At 68.9% G+C, this 24,254-nt stretch carries 27 protein-coding genes and 1 pseudogene; 13 read left to right on the forward strand and 15 right to left on the reverse strand.

The window, feature by feature from the left end; genetic code table 11:
• Positions 1-25: 25 nt before the first annotated feature.
• The 3 genes and pseudogenes from ACZ4RZ_RS44745 to ACZ4RZ_RS44755 form a co-directional block, all read left to right on the forward strand.
• Positions 26-931, forward strand: a complete 906-nt coding sequence (locus ACZ4RZ_RS44745; protein ID WP_467753319.1) for an NmrA family NAD(P)-binding protein — start codon at positions 26-28, stop codon at positions 929-931.
• A 514-nt stretch (positions 932-1,445) separates the two neighbouring features.
• The gene (locus ACZ4RZ_RS44750) at positions 1,446-1,874 is read left to right on the forward strand and encodes a DoxX family protein (RefSeq protein WP_467753373.1); all 429 of its coding nucleotides are present in this window, start codon (positions 1,446-1,448) and stop codon (positions 1,872-1,874) included.
• Positions 1,875-2,191: 317 nt separating this feature from the next.
• A pseudogene (locus ACZ4RZ_RS44755) lies at positions 2,192-2,368 on the forward strand (IS701 family transposase); the annotation flags it as partial.
• A gap of 122 nt (positions 2,369-2,490) precedes the next feature.
• Here the strand turns inward: ACZ4RZ_RS44755 and ACZ4RZ_RS44760 are convergent.
• The gene (locus ACZ4RZ_RS44760; RefSeq protein ID WP_467753320.1) at positions 2,491-3,723 is read right to left on the reverse strand and encodes an FAD-dependent oxidoreductase; all 1,233 of its coding nucleotides are present in this window, start codon (positions 3,721-3,723) and stop codon (positions 2,491-2,493) included.
• Positions 3,724-3,829: 106 nt separating this feature from the next.
• Here ACZ4RZ_RS44760 and ACZ4RZ_RS44765 point away from each other — a divergent pair, with 106 nt between their 5' ends.
• Positions 3,830-5,056 (forward strand): cytochrome P450 family protein, encoded by a 1,227-nt coding sequence (locus tag ACZ4RZ_RS44765; protein WP_467753321.1) that lies wholly within the window; start codon positions 3,830-3,832, stop codon positions 5,054-5,056.
• A gap of 89 nt (positions 5,057-5,145) precedes the next feature.
• On the opposite strand, the gene ACZ4RZ_RS44770 is transcribed toward ACZ4RZ_RS44765, so the two are convergent.
• Positions 5,146-5,364, reverse strand: coding sequence for a hypothetical protein (locus ACZ4RZ_RS44770; protein ID WP_467753322.1), 219 nt, complete (start codon positions 5,362-5,364; stop codon positions 5,146-5,148).
• Positions 5,361-5,531 (reverse strand): hypothetical protein, encoded by a 171-nt coding sequence (locus tag ACZ4RZ_RS44775; RefSeq protein ID WP_467753323.1) that lies wholly within the window; start codon positions 5,529-5,531, stop codon positions 5,361-5,363. The genes ACZ4RZ_RS44770 and ACZ4RZ_RS44775 overlap by 4 nt, the downstream gene beginning before the upstream one ends.
• Before the next feature lie 144 nt (positions 5,532-5,675).
• On the opposite strand from ACZ4RZ_RS44775, the gene ACZ4RZ_RS44780 reads away from it, so the two are divergent.
• On the forward strand, positions 5,676-5,894 hold the full coding sequence (locus ACZ4RZ_RS44780; RefSeq protein ID WP_467753324.1) for a hypothetical protein: 219 nt from the start codon (positions 5,676-5,678) through the stop codon (positions 5,892-5,894).
• A gap of 37 nt (positions 5,895-5,931) precedes the next feature.
• Here ACZ4RZ_RS44780 and ACZ4RZ_RS44785 read toward each other — a convergent pair whose 3' ends face one another.
• A complete protein-coding gene (locus ACZ4RZ_RS44785) occupies positions 5,932-6,525 on the reverse strand; it encodes a TetR/AcrR family transcriptional regulator (protein WP_467753325.1) in 594 nt (197 codons plus the stop codon).
• Positions 6,526-6,664: 139 nt separating this feature from the next.
• Between ACZ4RZ_RS44785 and ACZ4RZ_RS44790 the strand changes: the two genes are divergently transcribed.
• On the forward strand, positions 6,665-7,297 hold the full coding sequence (locus tag ACZ4RZ_RS44790) for a thiamine pyrophosphate-binding protein (RefSeq protein WP_467753326.1): 633 nt from the start codon (positions 6,665-6,667) through the stop codon (positions 7,295-7,297).
• 162 nt (positions 7,298-7,459) lie between these two features.
• On the opposite strand, the gene ACZ4RZ_RS44795 is transcribed toward ACZ4RZ_RS44790, so the two are convergent.
• The 5 genes from ACZ4RZ_RS44795 to ACZ4RZ_RS44815 all read right to left on the reverse strand — a co-directional run bounded on the left by ACZ4RZ_RS44795 (position 7,460) and on the right by ACZ4RZ_RS44815 (position 12,213).
• The gene (locus ACZ4RZ_RS44795) at positions 7,460-7,684 is read right to left on the reverse strand and encodes a hypothetical protein (protein ID WP_467753327.1); all 225 of its coding nucleotides are present in this window, start codon (positions 7,682-7,684) and stop codon (positions 7,460-7,462) included.
• Complete coding sequence (locus tag ACZ4RZ_RS44800; RefSeq protein WP_467753328.1) at positions 7,681-8,373, reverse strand: nucleotide-binding protein; 693 nt, start codon at positions 8,371-8,373, stop codon at positions 7,681-7,683. Before ACZ4RZ_RS44800 ends, ACZ4RZ_RS44795 begins: the two co-directional genes overlap by 4 nt.
• Positions 8,374-8,747: 374 nt before the next feature.
• Positions 8,748-9,239, reverse strand: coding sequence for a peptidylprolyl isomerase (locus tag ACZ4RZ_RS44805; protein WP_467753329.1), 492 nt, complete (start codon positions 9,237-9,239; stop codon positions 8,748-8,750).
• Positions 9,240-9,691: 452 nt separating this feature from the next.
• Positions 9,692-10,246, reverse strand: a complete 555-nt coding sequence (locus tag ACZ4RZ_RS44810) for a YwqG family protein (RefSeq protein ID WP_467753330.1) — start codon at positions 10,244-10,246, stop codon at positions 9,692-9,694.
• Between the two features lie 425 nt (positions 10,247-10,671).
• Complete coding sequence (locus ACZ4RZ_RS44815; protein WP_467753331.1) at positions 10,672-12,213, reverse strand: carboxylesterase/lipase family protein; 1,542 nt, start codon at positions 12,211-12,213, stop codon at positions 10,672-10,674.
• 363 nt (positions 12,214-12,576) lie between these two features.
• Here ACZ4RZ_RS44815 and ACZ4RZ_RS44820 point away from each other — a divergent pair, with 363 nt between their 5' ends.
• On the forward strand, positions 12,577-13,848 hold the full coding sequence (locus ACZ4RZ_RS44820) for an SMI1/KNR4 family protein (RefSeq protein WP_467753374.1): 1,272 nt from the start codon (positions 12,577-12,579) through the stop codon (positions 13,846-13,848).
• Between the two features lie 97 nt (positions 13,849-13,945).
• Here the strand turns inward: ACZ4RZ_RS44820 and ACZ4RZ_RS44825 are convergent, their stop codons facing one another.
• Entirely contained in the window at positions 13,946-14,854 is a 909-nt protein-coding gene (locus ACZ4RZ_RS44825) for an SMP-30/gluconolactonase/LRE family protein (RefSeq protein WP_467753332.1), read from the reverse strand.
• Between the two features lie 84 nt (positions 14,855-14,938).
• Here ACZ4RZ_RS44825 and ACZ4RZ_RS44830 point away from each other — a divergent pair, with 84 nt between their 5' ends.
• Positions 14,939-15,376, forward strand: coding sequence for an Lrp/AsnC family transcriptional regulator (locus tag ACZ4RZ_RS44830; RefSeq protein ID WP_467753375.1), 438 nt, complete (start codon positions 14,939-14,941; stop codon positions 15,374-15,376).
• Positions 15,377-15,586: 210 nt separating this feature from the next.
• Here ACZ4RZ_RS44830 and ACZ4RZ_RS44835 read toward each other — a convergent pair whose 3' ends face one another.
• On the reverse strand, positions 15,587-16,402 hold the full coding sequence (locus tag ACZ4RZ_RS44835) for a hypothetical protein (protein WP_467753333.1): 816 nt from the start codon (positions 16,400-16,402) through the stop codon (positions 15,587-15,589).
• 161 nt (positions 16,403-16,563) lie between these two features.
• On the opposite strand from ACZ4RZ_RS44835, the gene ACZ4RZ_RS44840 reads away from it, so the two are divergent.
• Complete coding sequence (locus tag ACZ4RZ_RS44840) at positions 16,564-16,704, forward strand: hypothetical protein (RefSeq protein ID WP_467753334.1); 141 nt, start codon at positions 16,564-16,566, stop codon at positions 16,702-16,704.
• Positions 16,705-16,731: 27 nt separating this feature from the next.
• Positions 16,732-16,863, forward strand: a complete 132-nt coding sequence (locus ACZ4RZ_RS44845) for a hypothetical protein (RefSeq protein ID WP_467753335.1) — start codon at positions 16,732-16,734, stop codon at positions 16,861-16,863.
• A 15-nt stretch (positions 16,864-16,878) separates the two neighbouring features.
• On the opposite strand, the gene ACZ4RZ_RS44850 is transcribed toward ACZ4RZ_RS44845, so the two are convergent.
• Positions 16,879-17,469 (reverse strand): ATP-binding protein, encoded by a 591-nt coding sequence (locus tag ACZ4RZ_RS44850; protein ID WP_467753336.1) that lies wholly within the window; start codon positions 17,467-17,469, stop codon positions 16,879-16,881.
• A 215-nt stretch (positions 17,470-17,684) separates the two neighbouring features.
• Between ACZ4RZ_RS44850 and ACZ4RZ_RS44855 the strand changes: the two genes are divergently transcribed.
• Complete coding sequence (locus tag ACZ4RZ_RS44855) at positions 17,685-18,302, forward strand: TetR/AcrR family transcriptional regulator (RefSeq protein WP_467753337.1); 618 nt, start codon at positions 17,685-17,687, stop codon at positions 18,300-18,302.
• 32 nt (positions 18,303-18,334) lie between these two features.
• Positions 18,335-18,874, forward strand: a complete 540-nt coding sequence (locus ACZ4RZ_RS44860) for a hypothetical protein (RefSeq protein ID WP_467753338.1) — start codon at positions 18,335-18,337, stop codon at positions 18,872-18,874.
• A gap of 244 nt (positions 18,875-19,118) precedes the next feature.
• Here ACZ4RZ_RS44860 and ACZ4RZ_RS44865 read toward each other — a convergent pair whose 3' ends face one another.
• Entirely contained in the window at positions 19,119-20,957 is a 1,839-nt protein-coding gene (locus ACZ4RZ_RS44865; RefSeq protein ID WP_467753339.1) for a glycoside hydrolase family 15 protein, read from the reverse strand.
• Positions 20,958-21,020: 63 nt separating this feature from the next.
• Positions 21,021-21,590, reverse strand: a complete 570-nt coding sequence (locus ACZ4RZ_RS44870; RefSeq protein ID WP_467753376.1) for a gluconokinase — start codon at positions 21,588-21,590, stop codon at positions 21,021-21,023.
• A 162-nt stretch (positions 21,591-21,752) separates the two neighbouring features.
• Here ACZ4RZ_RS44870 and ACZ4RZ_RS44875 point away from each other — a divergent pair, with 162 nt between their 5' ends.
• A complete protein-coding gene (locus tag ACZ4RZ_RS44875) occupies positions 21,753-22,736 on the forward strand; it encodes a 2-hydroxyacid dehydrogenase (RefSeq protein WP_467753340.1) in 984 nt (327 codons plus the stop codon).
• A gap of 661 nt (positions 22,737-23,397) precedes the next feature.
• On the opposite strand, the gene ACZ4RZ_RS44880 is transcribed toward ACZ4RZ_RS44875, so the two are convergent.
• Positions 23,398-24,249 carry a LysR family transcriptional regulator gene (locus ACZ4RZ_RS44880; RefSeq protein WP_467753341.1) on the reverse strand — a complete coding sequence of 284 codons (852 nt, stop codon included), beginning with the start codon at positions 24,247-24,249 and terminating at the stop codon, positions 23,398-23,400.
• Positions 24,250-24,254: the final 5 nt, after the last annotated feature.

Here is a 24,254-nt window from a genome sequence, read left to right on the forward strand (position 1 = left end):
TATCCAGGCAGAAGGAGATTGGCCGATGGTTACCAGCAAGCTTGTTCTCATCACCGGCGCCGGTGGCGTTGGCCGCGCGGTCCTTGAACAACTCCGCGCGCAGGAGGTGCCGGTGCGCGTGATGGTGCGCCGCGACGACGATCGCGCCGCAGAGTTGCGTGCGCTCGGCGCGGAGGTCGTCGTCGGCGACCTGACCCGACCCGAGAGCGTCGCGACCGCGCTGGAGGGCGTCGGGCGGATGTACTTCGCGATGCCCGTGTCGCCGGACCATCTGCTGGCCGCGACGGTCGTGGCCACCGTGGCCCGCGAGCACGGGCAGTTGGACGGCCTGGTCGACATGTCACAGATGACGGTGTCGCAGATGACCGCCACCAGCACCGCGGAGTCCCACCAGCAGCGGCTGCACTGGCTGGCAGAGCAGGTACTGAACTGGTCGGGCCTGCCCGTGATCCACATCCGGCCGACGTCGTTCCTGGACAATCCGCTGTTCACCACGCTGGCGGCGCAATCGATCCGGGAGGACGGCACGATCGCGCTGCCGTTCGGTACCGGGCGCACGTCGCCGGTCGCCGTGGACGACGTCGCCCGGGTGGTCGCCACCGTGCTCCGCGACCCGGCTCCGCACATCGGGCACGTCTACGAGCTGACCGGGCCACGCACGGTCGACATGACGGAGATGGCCGAGGAGTTCTCACGGGCGCTGGGGCGTCCGGTGACCTATGTGGACGTGCCGCTGGACGAGTGGCGGACCGAGGCGCTCGCCAAGGTGGGCCTGCCGCCACACACCGAACAGCACATCCTGACCATGGCCCGACTGCACCATGACAACCGCTACGATCGCGCATCCGACGACGTCGAACGCGTCACCGGCGTACCTGCCCAAACCATCGAGGCGTTCGTGGCCGCTCGCAAGGACTTCTACCTGGGCTGAGCCGCTCCTGCCGGGCCAGACTCGCCGCGGAAGCACCGCCCCTTGGGCGACCTATGGGGCGGACCTGGCCCTCGCTGGCCGCTGGGCCGCCATGTGAGGCGGGGTTCGTCGGCGGGGTGGTGCCCCGGACGCCGGTGGCTGTGTCATCGGCTCGGTGGGGGTGTCGGTGGGCATGCCGACACCTCCGGCGGTGTCGGTGGTTTGCGGTTGCCATGTTTGCTCTACGGAAAGCAGCGCCCAGATGCATGATCATGGTCGCTGCGGAAGGATCGGCAGGGGCGGTCTGTTCTCTGCGATGCTGCGCAGGGCCTACCGCCGACCGGTTCCTCGGCGTCTGGCCGAGTTGGGGGTATGCCCGTTCCGGCGCTCTTTCCGGAGCATTGAAATGCATACGAAACACATCTTGCGCTCTCTTTCGACTCCTACGGAATCGCAAGCGCACGTCGCCACCGCGGCGACGTCGTCCGCGGCCGACTGGGGTCTTTTGCTGATCAGACTCACCTTTGGCCTGCTGATGGCCGCGCACGGCGCTCAAAAACTGTTCGGGCTTTTCGGAGGTGGTGGCCTGACTGCGACCGGCAACGGGTTCGCCGAACTCGGTTACCGCCCGGGAAAACTCTTCGCCGTGATCGGTGGCCTGTCCGAATTCCTCGGTGGCCTCGGCCTGGCCTTGGGACTGTTCACTCCACTCGCGGCCGCCGCCCTGATCGGCGTGATGATCAATGCCATGGCGACCGTCACTGGCGCTCATGGTCTGTGGGAGTCGGACGGCGGCGTGGAGTACAGCGTCTGCATCACCGTGGTTGCCCTGGCTGTCGCTGCCATCGGCCCGGGCCGGCTTGCTGTCGACAGGTTCTTCCGCTGGGGCGCCGGCGGCTGGGGCGAGGCCGCCTTTGCCCTCGGCCTGGGCGGTGTCGCCGCTGCGATCACGCTGAGTCTCTGAATCACCAGACGTCCATTGAACTGGCAGCGGGCCACGCCCTGCGCGCCAACGGAGCGCCGCGCCGCAGGTCTCGACCGCTTGGGTAACTGATCTCTTCGAGCACCCAGCCGTTGCCGTCCAGGTCACTGCAGGTGGCCCAGGAGCCGTCGCCGAGCAGGTGGGCGTGAATTCGCTGCCCACGCCCCGGACTCGGCCGCGGATCTTGGTGGCCCGGAGTTCCGTGGCCAGCTCTCGGCGGCGATGCGCCTCGGGCAGCCGCCAGGAACGCGCCGGCTGCCACAGGGCCGAGCCCGCATGGGCGTGGACCTGGTGCGGGGGCCAAGTTGCGCCGGCGCATCGAATACGACTGCCGCGAACTCGGGTACGGCCTGGGCCTGGACCACGTCGAAGGCCGCACCTGACGCGGCCGGCGTCACCACGTCACCCTCGTCACCGCAGCCCAATCCTTCCTCACCCTCCGGTGCCTGGATCCAAAAGTCCCCACACCGGTCTGACCCGCCACCAAGTCCTCGACGCCCTGCAGGAGCTGCTGCGGTGCTGGACGGGCATCTGTGCTGCCTGCGGCCGCTGCTGGGTAGAGGCTGAGCCAGCAGCACTCCTAGCCGTGCGCCGCAGCTCACCGCACCGACTCGGCGGGCGGACGCTCGCGCATGGCGCCGTAGCCGATGAAGTACGCCGGGATGCGCTTGAGCCACGGTGACGTGGTGAGCATCCTGCTCATCCGCTCCGCCCGCCTGGCGTTGCCGAAGGGCGGTTGTCCCGAGAGTACGGGCGCGATGACCCTCGCGTGAGCGAACCGCTGCAGTGTCTGCGTCGCCGCCGTGGTCGGCCACCGGCGCCGCTGGACGCCGCGTACGTCCCGCAGGCCGACCACACCTGTGCGCAGCGGTTCGACGAGATACCGTGCGGCGGCCACTGCGTCTTCGACGGCGAGGTTGATGCCGATGCCGAAGACCGGTGACATCGCGTGCGCCGCGTCGCCGATGCACAGCAGTCCCGGGCGGTGCCAGCGCCGGAGGCGGTCGAGCCGTACGTCGAGCATCTTCACCTCGTCCCATGACCGCAGTGCATGCGCCCGGTCCCCGAGCCAGGGCACCGCGGCCGAGAAGTCGGCCATGAACCGCTCGAGACCGGCGGCGCGGCGCTCGGCGTCGGTCCCCTTGGGGATCAGCGCGGCGCACTGCCAGTACTCCCCACGGTCGATCATCGCGGTGAGGAACCGGTCGCCGACGCCTCCCACAAGTCCGTGCGGGTCGCCCGCCCGCCGTGGCAGCCGGAACCACCAGGCGTCCATGGGGCAGGGGAACTGCCGCAGTCGCAGTTCGGGCCGTGACCGGGCCAGCGAGCCCCGACCGTCGCAGGCCACGGTGAGGGTGGCCCGCAGTTCGCCAGTTCGGCCGTCGGACGTCCGGTACCGCACTCCGGTGACCCGTCCGCGCTCCTCCAGGAAGGATGTCGCCTCGGTGCTCATCCGCACGGAGAAGGACGGCTCTTTTCGGGCCTCGTCGGCGAGGAGGTCGAGCAAGTCCCACTGCGGCACCATCGCCACGTAGTTGTACGGCTCGGGTAGCGCGCTGATGTCCGAGACGGTGATCAGCGAACCGTCCGCGCCGAGCGGCAGCTGGACCGTGGTCACCCGACGTTGCTGCAGACGGGCGAAGCGCTCGGCCAGACCGAGATCGTCCAGCAGTGCCAGGGTCGAGGGATGCACTGTGTCGCCGCGGAAGTCGCGCAGAAAGTCGCCGTGCTTCTCCAGGACCGTGACGGCCACGCCGGCCCGGGCCAGCAGCAGGCCGAGGACCATTCCCGCGGGGCCGCCGCCCACCACGCAGCACGTTGTCCGCTCCATGGCAGTTCTTCCCTTCGGCGGCATCCACGATTCGAGTCCATGGGACATATACCCTCAAAAATGAACAACTTCGCCGAGTGGGTTCGTGACGCCCCCTGGAGAACTGATGAGCGCGCAGCCGGTCCTTCTGCCCTACGCCGATCCGGCCTTCATGGCGGATCCCTTCCCGCTCTACCGGCAGCTGCGCGAGGACGGCCCCGTACGGCGTGCCGTTATCGCCGGCGGCATCGAGGCCTGGTTGGTCACGCGCTACGAAGACGGCCTCGCAGCCCTGTCCGACGCACGGCTGAGCAGCGACGTCCGTGATGCCTCGGACCCCCGTCTCCTCGAGCGGCTGCCCGCCACGGAGCGCGAGTCGATGCTGCGCACCATGCTGCGCTCCGACCCGCCCGACCACACCCGCCTGCGCCGGCTGGTCTCCAAGGCGTTCACCGCCCGCAGGGTGGCCGAGCTGCGGCCGCGCATCCAGGAGATCACCGACCGGTTGCTCGGCGCGATCGTGCCCGCCGGCAAGGCCGACCTCGTCGAGGATTTCGCGCTGCCGCTTCCGGTCACGGTGATCCGCGAGCTGCTCGGAGTGCCTGTCGCCGACCGGCACGACTTCCAGCGGTGGACCGACGAAATGATCCTTCAAGGAGACGAGCCGCCCGACCCGGCCCGGGTGGACCGAGCGTGGCGGCAGATGCGCTCGTACCTGACTGGACTTCTCGCAGACAAGCGAGCCCGGCCCGGTGACGACCTGCTCAGCGCGCTGATCGCCACCCGGGACGAGGAACACCGGCTGGACGAGGACGAGCTGATCGCCATGGCCTTCCTGCTGCTGGTGGCGGGATACATCACCACGGTCAACCTGATCGGCAGCGGCATCGCCGCGCTGCTCGCCCACCCTGACCAGCTGCGGATGCTGCGCGACGATCCGGAACTGCTGCCCGGTGCGATCGAGGAGTTCCTGCGCTACGACGGACCGGTCAACCCCGGCATCGCCCGGTTCGCGCGCGAGGACGTCACTGTCGGGGGAGTGACCATCCCGCGCGGAGCAACCGTGCTGGTCGCCTCGGCCATCGCCGACCGCGACCCGGCGCAGTTCCCGGACCCCGACCGCCTGGACATCACCCGGCAGGACAACGCGCACCTCGCCTTCGGGCACGGCATCCACTACTGCCTGGGGGCGCCACTGGCCCGGCTCGAGGGCCAGATCGCCATTGGAACCGCCCTGCGCCGCCTGCCCCACCTCAGCCTGGCCGTGCCACCCAGCGAGCTGCGATGGCGCACGGGCGGTTTGCGCGGCCCCGCACAGCTGCCCGTCACGTTCACCCCCGACGACTCCAGCTGACAGTCCGCCGCCGGACGTGCAGCACGCCCCAGGCGTATTGATCACGAGCACGTTCGGCACAAGAACTGCAAGCCTGTGACCGGCTACAGCTATGTCCGCTCGGCCGTCGATGACCACTTGTGCCTGGCCAAATGCCCCTCGGCCAGTCGCACCACCACCAGACCCAGGCCCTGAAGTCCGGCGAACAGCAGCAGGAGCAGCAACCGCAGCGAAAATCGCCGCGACAGCGACGCCTCCCGGGTGGCCGTCCGGTGCCGAGCAGCAGTGAGCCGGATCCAGCAACGCCCAGTCCGGCTCACTGCGGTCATGTGGTCGTGATGTCGTCCACCCGCTCGCCCTCCGCCTGCGACGGCTCGGTCCTGGGGACCTCCGGGTGCATGGCTGAACGCTCAGCCGGTTCGTCGCGCTCGCCCTCGGCCTGGGAGGGTGTGTGAGAGTACAGCCAGGTGTCGTAATCCGAGGCTTCGGATTTCATGGCGGGCCTCCCTTGGTCGCTCATCTCCTATGCTCCTCCCTCGACCCCGGCAGGGCGAGCAGCCAGCGCCACATCTCGCGTCCCAAGCCATCAGAACTGCGGGATCCGCAGCCCAGCCGATCCCCGGTGTGCCACTGCCTGTACGTGGTCGAAGAGCCCGTGGCTCGCCGCTGTCCGGTTGCCGGCCCCGGTCAGGAGCCACCCGCCGTCGTCATGCCCGGTGCCGATGCCGATGCCGATGCCGATGCCGATGCCGAGATTCTCGGCGTTCCCGCAGGTCCGCCGCTGGGGATCGGCCGTCTGCCTCGCGAGACGCAGGAATTGACCATCTGGACCGAACAGACGCTGCCGAGGAGTCCGTAGCTCCTGCCGCGGTTGGGGGCGCCCCGTCGGCGGCCCGTCATCGCTCCGGCCACAGCGCGCGGGCGGCGCCGGACAGGCCGTCGACCGCGTCGGGCCCGAGGGTGGCAAGTTGGAGGATGAAGCCGGGCACGGTGGACGTGATCAGTCGCGTAAGCGGGTCCGTCGCGGCGTCGGGGGGCAGATCGCCCAGGTTCTGGTGTTCCCGCACGATCGTGGCGAGTTCGGTGGTCGCGTCGGTGAGTGCGGTCCTGATCCGCTCTGCGAGTGTCGGGTCGCGCAGGGATTCGGCCCAGACCAGCAGCGCGATGGCGGCGAAGCCGTTCTCCGCGTGCTTCGTCCTGATGACCTCGAAGAGATCGGCGAGCGCCTCGCCGATCCCGACGGCCGGCGTACGTTCGGCTTGCCGTCGGGCCTCGGCGACCACCTCGGCCAGGTTCTCCTCGGCGATCGCGATGATCATGTCCTGCTTGCTGGGGAAATACCGGTAGACCGACCCCGAGGACAGGCCTGCTTCGGCGAGCAGGTCCTGCATGGACGTCTCGTGGAACCCGTTCCGGACGAAGCAGCGCCTCGCCGCGGTCAGGATCTGTGTTCTGCGGGCGTCGCGGTACTCCTGGCTCACCTTCGGCACACCGCCAGCCTACATCGAAAACTGATCAATCGTTCTTCTTGGCAGCGGACCGCGCGCGAGGCCCGGTGAAGTCAAAGGAAATAAGAAAACGGTCAATCATGTTTATTGTGCTCCTGGTAGTCGATGGACGCCGTGGTGCATGCGTGTCTGGCCCGGAGCTTCGCGTCGTCACCGCTGCCCCAACCCTCCCAGCTGTCCGACTCGATCCCGATCCCGGCGGCCGATCCGCCACCGGGCATGGACATCGTCGCGGTGCCGACGGGCGTCAACCGGCGCGTTGAGGAGAACGCTTGTGGCGATAGGCAGTGGAGCGGCGGGCGCTGTCTCAGCCGACCCGTCCCGGGTCGCACACGAAGTCGCTCGCGCGCTGAAGGGCAGCGGCGTGGACCGTGTCTTCCTGGTCACTGGTGGCGATCTGTGGCTCTGGCGTGCGCTGCACGATCACGGCATCGAGATGTGCCTCGCCCGCAGCGAGGCCGCGTCCGTGGTGATGGCCGACGCCTACGCTCGTGTCACACCTGTCCGACGGACTCGTCACCGGCCTGTACGCGTGGGCAGACGGGATCGACACCACAATGAACCTGGACGTCCGGGACCGGGAGGACGGGAAGTGCGACGCCGAGTGGCAGCGGCTGTTCCGCGAGGGAAGGAACCTGGCGAGACAGGTCGCACACGAGCTCGACCCCGCCCGGACAGTGACCTACAAGGGCCTGGCACATGGCGGCCTGGCCGCGCTGACGTCAGCACCTGGCAAGGAGACCGGCAGCTGTAGACGCGACCAGAACCTAGCCGGGGGAGCGGAGAGAAGCACGGTCGCGGGGGAGACGTCCAAGCTGCACCTGCTGCCGTCGGTTTCCATCCCGGAGGGGAGTTCAAGCGTATGGGTCGTCTTGAAACCGACCGTGCACCGCACCCGGGGTGTACGTCGCCCGGCTTACGGGGTGCTTCCTTGGGGGCGCAGCACGGCTGCGCCGGCGCGCAGGACCGCGGATACGGGTAGCCCCACCCATCGGGTGATGTCGCGCGGCAGGGCAGGGTCGAACTCGATGGTCACTCGGAGGTATCGGGTGTGCAGCTGAGCGACCTTGGTGTGACGGGGTGCGGCGACTTCGGGCCCGCGCTGCAGTGCGGCTCGGTAGGTGTCCTTGCGCTGATTCACGCCTTGTCCTGACGCTTGATGAGTTCGTTTGCGAGGTCCATGTAGGCCGAGCCTTTGACTACGACCGGGCTGCCGAATGACTGGGCGTACAAGTCGAGTCGTGGAATATGGGTGGACAGCACGTCGAAGCCCCGCTCGGTGAGGGCTTCGCGGGCGTCGGCATCGGGACCGGTGCGCGTGGCGTCGGGACGATTGGTGCGGTTCAGCAGGACAGTGGCGCGGGCCGGCTGTGCGCGCAGGGACTGTACGTCGCCCATCTCACCGCCGATGGGCGCCATGCGGTCCAACTCGATGGGGGCTGGGGTCACCGGCACGATCCACTCGCTCGCGTACCTCATGATGCTCCGGGCGATGTGCGCGTGGTCCTCCATCTGCGGGGCGTCGAACACGACAGCCTGCCGGTTGCCGAGGAAGTCGTTCACGCGCCGGTGCACATCACCCACAGGAAGGGCGACCACGGGAAACGGGAAGCCACCTGCCAATTCGCTCCAACGCAGCGCGGAGGAGGCGGGGTCACTGTCCACCAGCAGCGGTGAGATGCCCGACTCGTGAAGTGCGTGAGCCAACCAGACAGCGCTGGTCGTCTTTCCCACTCCGGGTTTCAGGTTCACAAAGGCATGGCTCATCAACACAAGAGCCAACGCTAATGATGGCGAGCGGCTGACTGCCGTCGGCGCGGGGCACACCATGTCACCTTCACCCTGCGGCGCCGGTGAATCATTCGCATGGGTCAATGCGGAAGCCGCGAGGCCACTGGGGGCCTGGCGTGGCGGCGACCGACGAGCCCGGATGGCACGGTCTGCCCAGCACCATCCGCCCCCCTGGAGATGCTTGGCCCCTGAGGAGACCGCCGTGCTCACTCCACCGCCGTGGTTCCCTTCCACACGCGTGCCGACGACGCCGCAGCGCGTACAGCTCGCAGCCCCCTACCCGCACACCCTCCTTACCGGGCTGGCCAGCCCGGTAAGGAGGATGCGGGCTCCCACAAGGCGCGGACACGCCTTCCGCCCGCGACGAAGAGCAGTTCGAGTCGGCCAACCGGCTCGAACCGCAGTCAGACCGCTCAGACAGTGCCGGAGTCGGAGATGACGATCTTCTTGGCGGTAGTGCCGGAACGGCTGCCGAGCGCCTCGATCGCCTTCACTACGTCCATGCCCTCGACGACCTCGCCGAAGACGACGTGCTTGCCGTCCAGCCAGTCGGTGACGATGGTGGTGATGAAGAACTGCGAGCCGTTGGTGTTCGGGCCCGCGTTGGCCATGGACAGCAGGCCCGGCTTGGTGTGCTTGAGCTGAAAGTTCTCGTCGGCGAACTTCTCGCCGTAGATGCTTTTGCCGCCCGTGCCGTTCTGGTTGGTGAAGTCGCCGCCCTGGAGCATGAAGTCCGGGATCACCCGGTGGAACGGCGAGCCCTTGTAGCCGAAGCCGTGCGCGCCAGTGGCCAGCTCACGGAAGTTCTGCGCGGTCTTCGGGACGACGTCGTCGAAGAGTTTGAACTCGATACGGCCGATCGGCTCGCCGTCTGCGGTCACCTCGAAAAAGACGTTCTGGCTCATTGCTCCGCTCCTCTGGACTCGAATGGTTGCCCCCCGAGCATAGGAGGCCGAGGCGCTGGATGCGTGACCCGGGGTGATCATGCGTCGTCCGGCTTGGGATCTGAAGCGATGAGTTGTTGGCGATTCGTTGCGCGTGTACTTCGGCAGCGGTGAGCCCGGTGTCCCGCCCACGGCAGGTTCCGCCTACCGGCATGTCACACATGCTGCGCGCCGGAGCACGTCAAGATCTCAACTGGGCGGTCGCGCTTCGGCCGGTCCCGCAGCGGACTGATGACGAAGTTCCCTCTCGCCGTTGACGGCAACTGCCTGCCCATGGCTTTCCATCTCATCCCAGGCCGGGCCAGGGACGTGCCCACCTTCGGGCAGGTCACGGCCCGCCTGCAGGTACCCAGGCTCATCGATCGACTCAAGCCCATCCTTCTCGGGTCCACCCGATGAGCCGAACGAAACGGCTAGTGGCAGTCGTAGCGGTGTGCATACGGGAGTTCTGGGCAGTGCCGGCAGAGGAAGATGTAGATGCCTCCTGCGTCGCCCATGTCCATGTCCAGGGGCTCCTCCCCGGTGATGCTGAGGAGGTGCTCCATGCGATGACCGCAGTCGCAGGACGGCCAGTCCGGCGGCTGGGTCCAGGCCGGATATCCGCCGACCTTGTTCTGCAGGGCGCAGGCCAGCTCCGTGTAGCAGACGCCGAACTCTTCCTCGATCTCCGCGATACGGGGTCTGAGTTCTTCGGGCAGATCCCAGTTCGGGTACTCGACGACAACGGTCGGCGACACGGTGCACGGCGGACGGGGCATGAAGTCCTGGTCGTACTCTCCGTCGGTCGGCTCGGGAATGTCCTGCAGCACGCCAACGCCCAGGACCTCTGCCTCGTTGCGCCAGTAGAGCCTGGGCAGCGCGACGTACGGGTCCTGGGAATGGAGCAGCGCGCACCAGACCAACTGCAGCACATCTTTGCCCTTGGGAAACTGCAACTGGTGCACGTCACGCGCGAACAACTGGACCACCGGCACAACGGGCGTCGGCCCCTTCGGAAAATTCTCATTGGGCCAGGCCCAGTGCCCAGGCTGGCCGCAGTAGGGCCAGGGTTCGTCGACAGGCCAGAGCATCGGACCGCCTATGGAGCTGTCCTGGACCCGGGGGGCTCCGCTTTTCGGCAACAGTACGGTCGTCCGCCTGGCGAGAGGGGCCAGCTCGGGCATCAACTGCTCCACCTCGAGAGACGTGTTGCGAGGTCCTGGGGCCACAGGTCTTTTCTCCTAAGGGGTGGCGGTTGAGTTCGGTGCAAGCTACCCCCTGACACTTGCAGGGTCCGCGACTCGATGCGCAAGGTCGGAGCCCGATGCGCGGTGATGGCGCAAATCCGGACTTCAGTGCGCGATGGCTCCGGACGGTAACTGCCGAGTGCCGATCTCTTGTGATCTTTCAGGGGCTACGCAGGGCGCTCCGACAGCGGCAGTACGGGAAAGGTGTGGTCCTGCCAGATTAGGCGGGAGGCTTCCTCCGGGTAGGCGGTGACAGTCGGCCGGGTGTCGAAGAGCTGCACGAGGCGTTGCTCGGTGTCGTACGCGGGCCAGCCGGGGTCGCCGTGGGTGGCGAACGCCGTCCATGCGGCGCGCATGCGGGTGGAAAGCGCCTCAGCGTCCGGGGACGGGCCTTCGCCGATCAGCACGGCAGGCTGGCCGCGGTCCAGGTTGCCGAAGACGAGCGGCACGTCGAGGCCGTGGCAGGCGCCGAGGACACCGCCCATGCCCGGGGCTGGCCAGGTCAGCTCGTAGACGTGGGTACGGCCGCCGGCGCTCGTCTGGGCTTGGGCGAGGTGAAGGCTCGGCATGCGGAACAACCAGTCGGAGTGGACCAGTTCGTACAGCTGGTCCGGGCCCGCGGCCGGAAAGATGTCGCGGTAACGGCGTGGGCCGTCTCGGCCGGGGCCGAAGACGCGCAGGGCGGTCGCCGCCTGCTCCTGTGTCACCTGGCCGAGCAGGCCGTCGAGCGCGGTGAGCAGCCGCTGCTCGTCGCGGGTGTGACCGACGAGTAGTTCGACGTCCCGGCCGGCGCCGTCGGCCAGGGCCTGCCATGGGGTGACCGGCAGAGCATCACCCTCGACGACGGGCGAGAACGGGATTGAGCGGTGCGCGACCTTTCCCCAGCGTTCCGCCCACTGGGCCATCTTGGCGCCGACCGCATCACCGGCGGCGGACAACTGGGCCGGTGCCACCGCGGACAGGTCGGCCACAGTGGGTCTCAGTCCCAGCTCGGCGGCGCAGGCGGTGGCGATGTCTGCGGCGAGCTCCGGCGAGAAGAACGTGCCCGGCACGCTCTGCGCGATGGCCCGGCCGAAGAGCCCGGCCGCACGCTCCATCGCCAGCAGCGCGGCGACCGATCCGGCGCCCGCCGACTGGCCGAAGACCGTGACGCGGTCGGGGTCGCCGCCGAAGGACCGGATGTTGTCACGAACCCACTCCAGAGCGGCGACCTGGTCAAGCAGACCCCGGTTGGCGGGGGCCCCCTCGATCTGCCCGAATCCCTCAAGTCCCACACGGTAGTTGAACGTCACCACGACGACTCCGCTGCGCGCCAGGCGGCCGCCGTCGTACTCGGGAAGACCGGACATGCCGACCGTGTAGGCGCCGCCCTGGATCCACACCATCACCGGCAGCCCTGCGGCCGGGCCCGGCTCGGGCGACCAGACGTTGACCGTCAACCAGTCGTCGCCCACCGCCTCCTGCGAGAGCGCGTCCATGCCGAAATGGCCACCCTGAGGGGGCGGTGGTCCGTACGAAACCGCCGCTCGCACCCCGTCCCATTCCCGTACCGGCCGCGGCGCCGCGAAACGCAACGGGCCGACCGGCGGCTCGGCGAACGGGATGCCGCGGAAGACTGCCACACCCGCCTCCCGGCTACCGCGCAGCGCCCCGGCCGCCGCGCGGACTTCGGGCTGGGACCCGGACGGCTCGGACGCGTCAACGGTCATCACAACTCCCTCTCTGGGTAGGTGGAGCGCGATCACAGGGGTTCGAGTCGGCCCGGACACACGGGATCATCCCGCCGCACCAGGATGCGTGCCAGCCATTTACTCGACACCTGCCGGGAGGGCCCCAACTGCCCTGCTGGGGCGGGGCGTTGTCGGTGGTCGCTGGCAGGATCGCCGTCATGACGGACACGATCGACGACTGGCGGTCCTTCCTGGCGTGCTGGAGCCAGGAGTGGGCAAACGCAGGATTTCGACGCTGCGGCGGGCGAGCGTGACGCAGAGGCTCTGCGGTCGCGTTGGCTGGGGTTCCCGCCCGCGTCCGAGGAGCGGATCCTCGCCCTGGAGGAGTGGCTCGGGTACCGGCTGCCGCCATCCTTCCGGACGTTCCTGGCGGTGAGTGACGGCTGGCGGCACGCGGGCGGCTTCGTCTGGCTGCTCGCCGGCACCGACCGGGTCCGGTGGCACGAGGACGCGGCGGGGATGGCCCGGTTCTACCGCGAGGACCTGGGCGACGACCCGACGCCCGAGGAGGCGCTGGTCGCCGGGATGTGGGAGCGGGCGCTGCAACTGGACGTGGAGTCGGACGCCGCCTACGTCCTGCTGGACCCGCGGGATGTGGACGGCGACGGTGAATGGGCCGTGTACTGCTACGCGTCGTGGCGAGCGAGTCCTCCGGAGCGGTACGCGTCGTTCCGCGCGTTCATGGAGGCGATGTACCGGGGGTTCCACAGCCTGCAGGTAAGTCGCTCCGAACGCGCGGGGGTGGAGTTCGTCAACGCGACGACGCGGGCACTGGACGCGTCGGTCGAGGCCGCCCGGCTGGACGCGCTGCGCGGTCGGTACGAGCAGGCCTCGGCGTCCCTGGCGCAGGCGATCGCGTACGGCAGGCCCCGGGCCACGGGGCTGCTCGACCAGATCCGCCGGCTGCTCGGGGAGACTTACCTGGTGTCCTTCCACGGGCTCACGGCCGACCCGCGGTACGCGCCGGAGTTCCTGCCCGCGCTGGCGGAGGAGCACGTGCGCAACCGGCGGAACGACACCTTGGCGCCCCACCAACTGCGGGGCGCCCCCGACTCGGTGCGGGAGGCGGCGGACGAGGTTATGCAACAGGTACGAGACGGCACCTTCCGTTACACCGCCGACGGCCCCTTCGGCCGTGCCGTGAAGGAGGCACGGGAGCAGGCACGATGGGGCGACACGGACGCGGCATGGCACACCCTGCGCGCCGCGCTGCCCGAGTGGAGGCCGCTGGGCCCCGACCACATCGCCCCGGTCGGCCTGTGCGCCGATCCGCTTCTCGGGCCCCTGTGCACTCCGGAGCGGGGCCGGGAGCTGCTGGCCACGCCCCGGGGCGGAGAGCAGGGCGAGGCCCCGGCTCCCGCGGCCGACCTGGACCCGGCGGGCCTGGCGTGGCTGGTGGAGGGGGACCGCCTCTTCCCTCAGGGCGAACCGCACGGCGAGCGCCGAGGTGAGCGCCGCGCCCTGGAGGCCCTCGCGGCCGAGTTCGACGTCCGGCTGCCGCGTTTCGCCCTCGCCCGCGGACATCTGCACGCCTTCCGCACCCGCTCCTGGAGCCGGCCTCCGGGCCCGGGTGAGGCCTACGCGACCCTCCATATGGTGTGGCACCGGCCATAGAGGCCATGCCGCACCGCACCGCAGCGGACGCCCCGCTCCGCCGCGGACACCGTCACCGCCGCAGTCCAAAGACTCCTCGGCCCCAACTGGCCGGCGCCTAGAGGCGAGGCGCCCCGGTCACCGACATCACCAGCGAGTACAGGGAGGTGGTGGCGGTGATGAACAGGCGGTTGTTCTTCGGGCCGCCGAAGGCGATGTTGGAGACGGGCTCGGGCACGCGCAGCCGTCCGATGAGGGTGCCGTCGGGGTCGTAACAGTGGACGCCGTCGTCCAGAGCGGCGGCCCACAGGCGGCCCTCGTCGTCGAGTCGGATGTTGTCGAAGTGGACGTCCCCCCGGCCCTCGGCAAAGACCTTCCCGTCGGAGAGCGTGCCGTCCTCGCGGATGTCGAACATGTGGATCCGGGCGGCCCGCGAGTCGGAGACGTACAGCCGCTTCTCGTCGGGGGACAGGATGACGCCGTTGGGCCCCGCGAACCCGTCGGCGGCGAGGTGCACGTCCCCCGTCGCGGGGTCGATCCGGTACACGTTGCACGCCCCGATCTCGGAGTCGGCGCGATGGCCCTCGTAGTCGCTGGTGATGCCGAAGTCCGGGTCGGAGAACCAGATCGTGCCATCGGAGCGTACGACGGAGTCGTTCGGGCTGTTGAGCCGCTTGCCGGCGTACTGGTCGGCGAGGACGGTCACGGTCCCGTCGGGCTCGGTGCGGGTGACTCGGCGGTTGCCCTGCTCGCAGGTGACCAGGCGGCCCTGTCGGTCGAGGGTGTTGCCGTTGCTGTGGCCGGCCGGGGTGCGGAAGACGCCGACCGTGCCGGTGGCCTCGTCCCAGCGCAGAATGCGGTCGTTCGGGATGTCGCTCCAGATCAGCTGGCGCCAGGCGGGGAGATACAGCGGGCCCTCGGCCCAGCGGCAGCAGTCGTGCAGGACCTCCAGCCTGCTGTCGCCGTTCGCACAGCGTCCGGTACGGAAGCGGTCGTCCAGGATCTCGTACAGCCCGTTGGCGGACATGGCGTCCTCTCAGAGGAATGACCAGAATGTGATTCAACGTAGCACGCAAACGGCCGAACCAAGTATGGTCGTTGCATGAAGTCAGTGGATGACATCGACCGTCACCTGATCGCGCTGCTCCAGCGGGACGCCACCCAGTCGTACGCCGCACTGGGCAAGGCCGTCGGTCTGTCGGCGGGTGCCGCGCATGAGCGTGTGCGCAAGCTGCGCGAGCAGGGGGTCATCCGGGCCACCACGGTCGACGTCGACCCCGCGGCGCTCGAGCGCGGGGTCCTCGCTTTCGTGCTGGTCGACTCGACAGCCTGGATGGGCGACCGGGCCGAGGACTTCGCCGCCGTGCCGGAGATCCAGGAGGCGCACGTCATCGCGGGCAGAGCGGCCGTCCTGGTGAAGGTGCGCACCGCGACCACTGAGCGGCTCCAGGACGTGTTGCGCCGCCTGTACGCGATCGAAGGGGTCAGCGGGACGCAGGCAACGGTGGTTCTGGAGACCTTCTTCGAACGGCCGTTGGACGCCGGTTAGGCCACGGTTAGGCCGTGTCCTTCGGATGAGACCGACTCGGAGGCGCGGCGCCTGCTCGCCGCCGGTGCGTCCCGCGGCTCCGGGATGCCGGCCCGTAGACGTCCCGCCTGATCACGAGACCGGCTCGGTTGTTGCCCGGCTCGAGGCTTGGAGGCGTGAATGGTCCTCTGCCCGCGACCCCCGCGCATCACAGGCCGACTGCATCCCGGATCAGGAGTGACTGTTGCCTGCGCCCGTTGCTGTCCCGTCCGGTCGGCCCATCGGCGGCGGGGGCTGTGGCGGCGGTACCCGTGGGGTGGACGGGGCGTCGTCGTCCAAGTCGCCGCGGAGGGCGGCGATGGCGAAGGCCACCATGGAGGCCAGGAGGAGCAGCGCGAGCGGTCCCCAGATGGCCGGGATCGCCCACATCGGCCAGTCGTTGGCCGACTGCGCCCAGAGCGTCAGGATGGCTGCGACGCCCATGCCGACGCCGTGCCACCGCACCACGGTCGCTGCTGTCGCGTGACGCCGGTTGCCCGGCGCGAGGAGTGGCCACAGCGCTCCGACGAGGGCGGTCAGGCCGAACGAGATACAGGCGATCGCGCCGCCGAGGCGGTCCTCGGGCCACCCCACGGGCCCGGAGGACGTCTGCTGCCGCCGTCCGTCGGCGTCCCGTACCTCGACGACCTGCCCGTGCCAGATCAGGCCGACGACCTTGTCGTCCGGCTCCATCTCCGACACGACCGGATCAGTTTGCCGGAACGTCACTTTCCACGGCTTACCGGATGGCAGCAACAACTCCGCCTCCGGCGACACCCTCCGCTCTCCGCGGTGCGTGTGGGCCTTGCGAACGGTGAATTCCTGCTCCCACAGGCACCCCGACGCCTTCACTGGGACCGAGGCGCACGCCGGCGCGGCACGGAACTCCCGCTCCCGCTCCAGCGCTCCGCGGATCTCGAAGGCCGTAGCCGCCCCGAACACGAGAGCCACAACAGCGATCAGCAGCCATGCCACGGCGCCTATCGCCTTGTGCTCCGCCGACCCCACCGTGCCTCATCACCTTTCCCACGAGTCCCCGCCCGCGTATTTGATCACGCCGGCCGGTGGCCGCCCATGCCCACTACCGGCAGCGCACGACCCACCAGGCTTGCCGGGCCAAGGCAACGAATGCACGGGCGGATGACCTGGCGGACCGCATCGGTGGCCACTTGCGCATCCTCCGTGCAGTCCTCGCCGATGAGGGGGCCGCCCGGGAATGGGCCGCGGCCGGGCTCGTTAAACGCTTCAGCCAGGTGATCGGTTTCTCCAACGCCGCGGGAGCCGCCCTGCACCGCACCACCGAGGCCTAGGAACGGGCGGACACACTCCGGCAGCAGATGAGTGAGCTGGCGGCCGAGTTGCTGCCGCCCGGCCGCGCCGTGCCGCCGGTGGGCGAGCCGACCGGACCGGTCAGTCGGCTCGCAGCCACGTGGGACGACAGCTGCGAGCACCGCGGCTGCCACGACTGAAGACAGCCGTTGCTGTCACGGTCCCACCGTCGCCGATTCACCGGCTTCTTCTGCGGTCCCTTGACAGAAGGGAGCGGTCAGTTCGAACCAGGTGGTCTTGCCGATCCCCGTGTCGTGGCTGCCCCAGCCGTCGCTGAGCAGATCGAGGAGTTCGGTACCGCGACCGCCTTCCGCATCCGGGGCGGCGAAACGCCGTATGGGGGTGGCCAGGTTCGTGTCTTCGACTTCGCACCGCAGGCCGTTGACGGTGACCCGCAGGTTGAGCCGTACTGGGCCGGGCGCGTGGCGCAGGGCATTGGTGACCAGTTCGCTGACCAGCAGCTCGGCGGTTTCGGTCAGGTGGCCCAGGTTCCACTCGTCAAGGCGCCCCGTCACCGCTCGCCGGGCCCGGCCCACTGATCTGAGGTCTCGCGCCAGTGGCCAGGACGCCTCGAAGGGCGTGGCACGCGCGGCCGGTGCGTCCAGTGGGCGCAGGGGCGCCAGGGTGCGTGCCCACAGGCCACGCTGTCGTGCGAACCATGAAGTCGAGGCGTCCTTCGCCACCCATTCCTCCTGCTGCACGCCGGTCGACAGACCGGCGGTGAGGCCATCGGTCGGGCGGACCATGGTGATCAGTCCCTTCTGCGGTGTCGAGTGGCCCGGTTGCCCGGGGCGAAGTCGCGTTCCTTGAGATCAGACGACTGCTCCGCTGGGCTTACCTTTCGCGTAGCACCTGCTACATAAATAGGATACATGTAACAGGTGCTACAGTAAAGAGAGCAATCAGGGCATATTGGACATATGGGTGTCGTGTGCTCGTCACCGCGCGTCAGGAGGCGTCCATGCCGCGACCGTCCAACCCGGCCAAACGCCGGGAACTACTTGACCGCGTTCGCGCATATGTGCTTCAGAACGGGCTGTCCGACCTGTCCCTGCGCCCGCTGGCGCGGTCGCTGGGTACCAGCGACCGCATGCTCCTCTACTACTTCGGGACCAAGGAACGACTCATCTCGGAGGCCCTCGCCATCGACGAGAGGCGACCGCTCCTGAGGGGCCGGGAGGTTCTGGCCACGGTCGGCCCGCCGAAGGATGTTGCCGGCCTGCGCAGCTTCCTCGAAGAGCGGTGGCAGCAGTTCGCCACCCCTGACCTGCGTGCGGCGCTCCCGCTGTACTTCGAGATCATGACCACAAGCCTGCTGCATCCCGACCGGTACGGGCCGTTGATGCGTGATCTCCTCACCGAGTGGACGGACCTGATGACCACGCTCTTCAGGGGCCTGGGCATGCCCGAAGAGCGCGCCAGGCGCGAGGCCACCCTGCTCGTCGACGCCATATTCGGCCTTCTCCTCGCGCCGCTGGCAACCGGCGACTGGGACCGAGCCACCACGGCCTTCCGTCTTCTCCTCGACCGCCTCGAGCCCGGGTGGCGAGCAACGCACGAAGAGGTCCGGGATGTGTAGAGGCCCTGTTCATCTCCATCTCGGCCACAGTGATGCCGAAGTCTGTCGCTCCGCAGCTGCTGCCCGCGCTCGGACTCGTCGCCGCGCTCGTCCTGCTGGTCAGACCGCTGGTTGGCCTGCTGTCCGCCATCGGGACGGTTCTCGTCGCCCTCGAACGCGCCTTCAACGGCTGGATGGCCCCGCGTGACATCGTCGCCGCGTCCACCGCCACGACCTTGTCCGCTTCGCTGAGCACCGCCGGACTGTGCGGCGCAGACAAGATCCTTCCCCTCACCTACCTGGTGATGGCCGGAACGGTCATGATCTACGCACTGACGGCGAGGCCGGTGGGCGCCGGGCTGGGCGTCGCCCGGATTAGGGAAGCGGGGATCGAACGGGCCGGCGGGGAGCTCATGGCCGCGGCCACCGATCCGCGAGCCCGGTTGGAGGGTGTCACGTCGGTTTTCCTGCTCACGGACGACGACTTCAACGCGCTCGCCGCGATCGTCACGGAGGACAGTGTCGAGGGCCCGGTCTACCGTGCGGCCCGCCACCCGACAGCCGGGCGTCGTTGCCCCTTACACGGCTGGTGACACCGTCTTCGGCCCAGAACTCGTCCACCACGCCCCGGCGGCCCGCCATGAGCGGGGCGCCCGCTTCCACGTACGGCCCGGGTCGGCCCCGCGCCCGCCACGGTGCGAAACCCTGTTCGCCGTACGGCGTGATGGCCTTCTCGAACCGGTCACCGAGGCCTGCCGGTCACCGCTCAGGAGGGCGCAACGCTCGAGCTCCTCGGAACCGCACCGGGCGGCTGTCCGACCACTGAACCGGATCCGACTACCGCCGGTTGAGAGCCGCGTCCAAGGTGATGGCCGCGTCGATAAGGGCAAGATGGGTGAACGCCTGTGGAAAGTTGCCCAGTTGACGGCCCGTCAAGTCGATCTCCTCCGAGTACAGGCCGAGATGGTTGGCGTACCCCATCATCTTCTCGAACACCAGCCTCGCCTTGTTGGTTCGCCCCGCGCGCGCCAGGGCGTCGACATACATGAACGTGCACAGCGAGAAGGTTCCCTCCGAGCCCCGCAGGCCGTCGGGCGAGGCCTCGGGGTTGTAGCGGTAGACCAGGCTGTCGCTGACCAGTTCCTGTTCCATGGCGTCGAGGGTCGACAGCCACATCGGATCCTCGGGGATGATGAACCCGACCGTCGACATGCGCAGCAGCGAGGAGTCCAGTACATCACTGCCGTAGTGCTGGACGAAGGCCTGATGTCCCTCGCTCCACCCTTTGGTCATGACCTGCTCGTAGATCGCGTCCCGTGCGGCGCTCCAGCGTGCGGCCGCGCCCGGTCGGCCGTTGGACTCGGCGAGCCGCAGAGCGCGGTCGAAGGCCACCCACGACATCACCCGTCCGTACGTGAAGTGTTTGCGGCCGCCGCGGGTCTCCCACAGGCCCTCGCCCGCCTGGTCCCAGTGGTCGACCAGCCAGTCGAGGTTCGTCAGCAGCGACGTCCATCCCCGGTGACCCAGCTGGATCCCGTGCCGGTGCGCGAAGTAGATGCTGTCCAGAGCCTCGCCGTAGACGTCGAGTTGAAGCTGCGTGGCAGCGCCGTTGCCGATCCGCACCGGCGCGGAGCCCGCATAGCCTTCCCAGTGGTCGAGAATCTGCTCTTCCAGGTCCGAGGAGCCGTCGACCTTGTACATGATGTTGAGGGGGCCGGAGTCCCCGTCGCTGCCGGCCCGCTCCTTGACCCGGTCGCCCAGCCACACGATGAACGCCCTGGCCTCTTCGGTGAAGCCCAGTCCAAGCAGGGCGTACACGCAGAAGGAGGCGTCACGGACCCAGGTGAAGCGATAGTCCCAGTTGCGCTCGCCGCCCAGTTGCTCCGGGAGCGCTGCCGTCGGGGCGGCCACCAGGGCGCCGCTGGGGGCGTAGGTCATGAGCTTCAGTGTTATCGCGGAGCGCTCCACGGACTCTCGCCAGCGCCCCGAGTACTGCGACTGGCCGAGCCAGGAGCGCCAGAACATGACGGTGTCGTCGAAGAGTTGCCAGTACTCGGCGAGGCGGATCTCCTTGGGCGGCCCATCGGCGGCCGACTCCAGGATCAGCCCGCGTTCCTGGCCCGCCTGCAGGGTCACTGTGAAGTGCAGGTCGTCCTGCCGGTCCGAGAGGACATCCAGTATGCGCTCGTCCTCCGGTTCACGGATGGCGTGCACGGTGAGTTCTGTGCCGTCGTCCGAGACGAACACCGCTCCGTGCTCGGTCATGTGCAACTTGTGGGCCTTGCGTCCGTAGTCGAACCGCGGTGCGATCTCGACGTCGAACGTCATGCCGCCGCGGACGCAGCGGACCATGCGGACCAACCGGTGCCTGGGGGTGACCGTCGTACCGGTCACGGGCATGAAGTCGAGTACCTCCCCTGCGCCTGCCTCGGTCATGAATCGGGTCACCAGAATCGCCGTGTCGGGCAGGTACAACTGCTTGGTCGTGTAGGTCGCGTGCTTCGGCCGGACCGTGCAGTGCCCGCCCTTGCCCTTGTCCAGAAGCGCGCCGAACACGCTGGGGGAGTCGAATCGCGGAACGCAGAACCAGTCGACCGTCCCATCGGTGGTCACCAGCGCCGCAGTCTGCAGATCGCCGAGCAGGCCGTGGTTCTCGATCAGTGGGTAGTCGTCCATCGGGGCGCCCCTTCCGGCGTGCGTTCACCCGAATGCACCCCCCTGATCAGCGTAAGTCGAGGGTCAGACTCCGTCCCGCCGGGCTCGGGCCGGGCGAGACGTCCAGGTCGCGGACATGATCGCCTTGCTCGGCCGCTGCGTGCAGCGCCGCTGCGACGACTTGCGCCGGGCTGCCGGATGCGTCGATGGTGACGCCCGGCTCATCAGCCTGCAGCGGATCCAAGATGTCGTAGTGGGAGTCGACAACTTCGGAGGCATGAAGTGCCCCAGCCGCTGTGCGATCCGCTCCGCGGCAATCTCACGATCAAGAGCCAGGTAGACGAACCACACGTCCGCTCCCGTGGGCCGGAACTGGTCGCGGTACGTGCGCTTGAGCGCGGAGCATGTGGCGACACCTCCGTGTCCCCCTGCCGCTGTCGTTCGAATCCACTCCGTGAGAGCCGCCAGCCAAGGCCGGCGATCTGCGTCGTCGAGGGGGTGTCCGGACGCCATCTTGGCGCGGTAGGACGCGGGGTGGAGGTCATCGCCCTCCAGGAAGGGCACGCCGAGCTGCTCCGCGAGCCGCGCGCCGACGGTGGACTTCCCGGACGCCGACACGCCCATCACGATCACCACGCGCGAACCGCCGACCATGCCGGCCAACGAGCCTCCCTGAGGTGGCGGTGGAACACTGGTACAAGTCCACCAGCGCCTGCCGCTCCGTATCGCGGCGCGCGTACGAACTGTCCGGGCCAGGTGCCCGACCGGCTCTGACAACCTGGCCGCAACCGGTCGTCAGGCCAGGAGGTCCAGCCGATGACTTCCGTCGAGACGTCCGACAGGGCTAGAGCCCTGTTGCCGTTCACACCGGCCGACCTCGGCGGTCTCCCTCCGGGATGGCATGCGCTTGTCTGGGACGGCACCGGACAGCTCCCCAGCAGCCAGGGACTGAAGGCCGTCGAGTTCTTCGTCATCCCCTACACCTTCACCACCGAAGCACTGCCGCTGCTTGCGGCGCTGCCGAGCTTGCGTGTGCTGCAGTCCTTGAACGCCGGTGTGGACGACGTGCTGCCGCGGCTGCCCGCCGGAGTCACGCTCTGCAACGCCAGACATGTCCACTCCGCGAGCACAGCCGAACACGCGATGGCGCTGACGCTCGCCTCACTGCGCGGTATCCCGGACTTCGTCCGAGCCCAGGACGCGCAGCATTGGCAGCCCGGTTTCCGGCCCGCACTGGCCGACCGAACGGTCCTGCTGCTCGGCTACGGGTCTATCGGCGCCGCCGTCGAAGCCCGGCTGACGCCGTTCGAGTGCAGCGTGCTGCGCGTGGCCCGTACTGGGCGGCAGACTTCCCAAGGCCCGGTGCACGCCATAGAAGAGCTGCCGTCCCTGCTGCCGCAGGCCGACGTGGTGGTGCTGACCGTGCCCCTCACCGATGCCACCCGCGGGTTGGCCGACGCACAGTTCCTTGCTCGGATGAAGGACGGCGCCCTCCTGGTCAACATCGCGCGGGGTCCGGTGGTGGATACCACCGCATTGGTCGGTGAGTTGCAGAGCGGACGGTTGCGTGCGGCACTCGACGTGACGGACCCGGAGCCCCTGCCGCCCGGTCACCCGCTGTGGACGGCACCCAACACGCTGATCAGCCCGCATGCGGCCGCAACCACCTCTGCCTTCCGCCCTCGAGCCCTGGCGCTTATTCGCGACCAGCTGGCCCGATATGCGGCCGGTATGCCCCTGGCCAACGTCGTGACGCCGGTTCAGGACGATCGGGCGGGCCGATCAGAGCGTGGCAGCTGACCGCCGCACGCGCCATTACCGTGCGGACCTCCATCAGGCTGCGCCGTCGGGCGCCTGGGTTGTACCCCGCCGGTTTCCATCGCCGCGCGGTCAGACCCGGCCGCGTGCGCCGGACGGCATGGCCCGCCCGACGGGATCATGGTCCGCTCTACGGGATTGTGGTGCCGTTTCAGCATCGTCGGCTGACACAGCGCAGGCTCACCAGGTCCGTTCGAGCACCACGAACCTCGGCGCTGCCCGTGCCCGGGCCTCGCATGCGAGGACGAGGTTCGCCCTCATTCGCTTGATTCCCCCGGTGGGTGCCCCGGGAGGGCGGCAGTCAACGGTCCTCCAAGCCATCGTCGTCACAGAGCCTTCGCCAGATGTGGGTGCGGCGCAGCACAGCGATCCTGTGCTCCGGCGGCGCATCGACGACACTCGCCAGCTGGTCGCCGTCATGAGGCTCTGCCTGGACAGAGAAGTCGAGCCGATATTCGGCTGACCATCGACCACGGACAGTTCCCGACGATGACGATCAGCAGTCACGGGAGAGCCTTGGGGACGGTCGAGCCGGTTCTGCGGTCGTAGCCCGGGCCGTCTCCCGGCCCCAGGGCTGGGGAGGATTGGGGCGTGGGGTTCGCACATGTCGTACTGGTCGTACTCGGTGCCGCCGGTGAGACGCTCAGTCGTGGTAGGCGGCGGTCGCGATCTGGACGAACGAGCGGATCAACGGATTCGTGTCGCCCTCGTTCCATGCCGCCATCACGCGGCTGGGCGGCATGTCGATCAGCGGCACTACGGTGAGCCCCCCTCCCGGCTCGTGGTCCACGAGAGTCATGCCGACCGTGCCGTTCCAGAGAACGGCTTGCCGACATTCCTGGACGGCGCGCACCACCGGACCCTCGCGAGGTTCGCCGCCGTTCCAGTACGACTGCCAGAGGGGGTCGGTGCCCTCCGGGAACAGGAACCAACGCCGGTCGGCCAGGTCGGCCAGCTTCAGACGGTCGCGGCGGGCCAGCGGATCGTCGGCGCGCAGCAACGCTCCCACCGGGTCGGCGCGCAGCTCGTGCACGGTCAGTCCGGTCTCGTCGAACGGCCCGCGGGTCAGGGCGATGTCGACCAGTCCGGCGTGCAGTCCGCAGGTGGGATCGGTCAGGTCGGTATCGCGGATACGGACCTCGACGTGCGGGTGCCGCCGGCGGTAGTCGCGGGCGAGCCGGGTCGCGCCCGGGTCGGTGGTGTCACCCAGGATGCCGACGGTGAGGGTCGCGGCGCCGGCCGCGGCGGCCACGCGTACGCGTGCCCGGTCGGCCTGGTCGAGCAGGGCACGCGCCTCATCGAGCAGTACCGCCCCCACCGGAGTGAGCGTGACGCCGGCGGAGGACCGTTCGAACAGCGCGGCGCCGACCTCGGTCTCCAGATGCTTGATCGCCCGGCTCAGCGGCGGCTGGCTCATGTGCAGCCGGGCCGCGGCCCGGCCGAAGTGGAGTTCCTCGGCGACCGCCACGAAATAGCGCAGCGTGCGTAGCTCCATGCTGC

The sequence above is a fragment of the Streptomyces sp. NPDC027189 genome, from assembly GCF_055566975.1.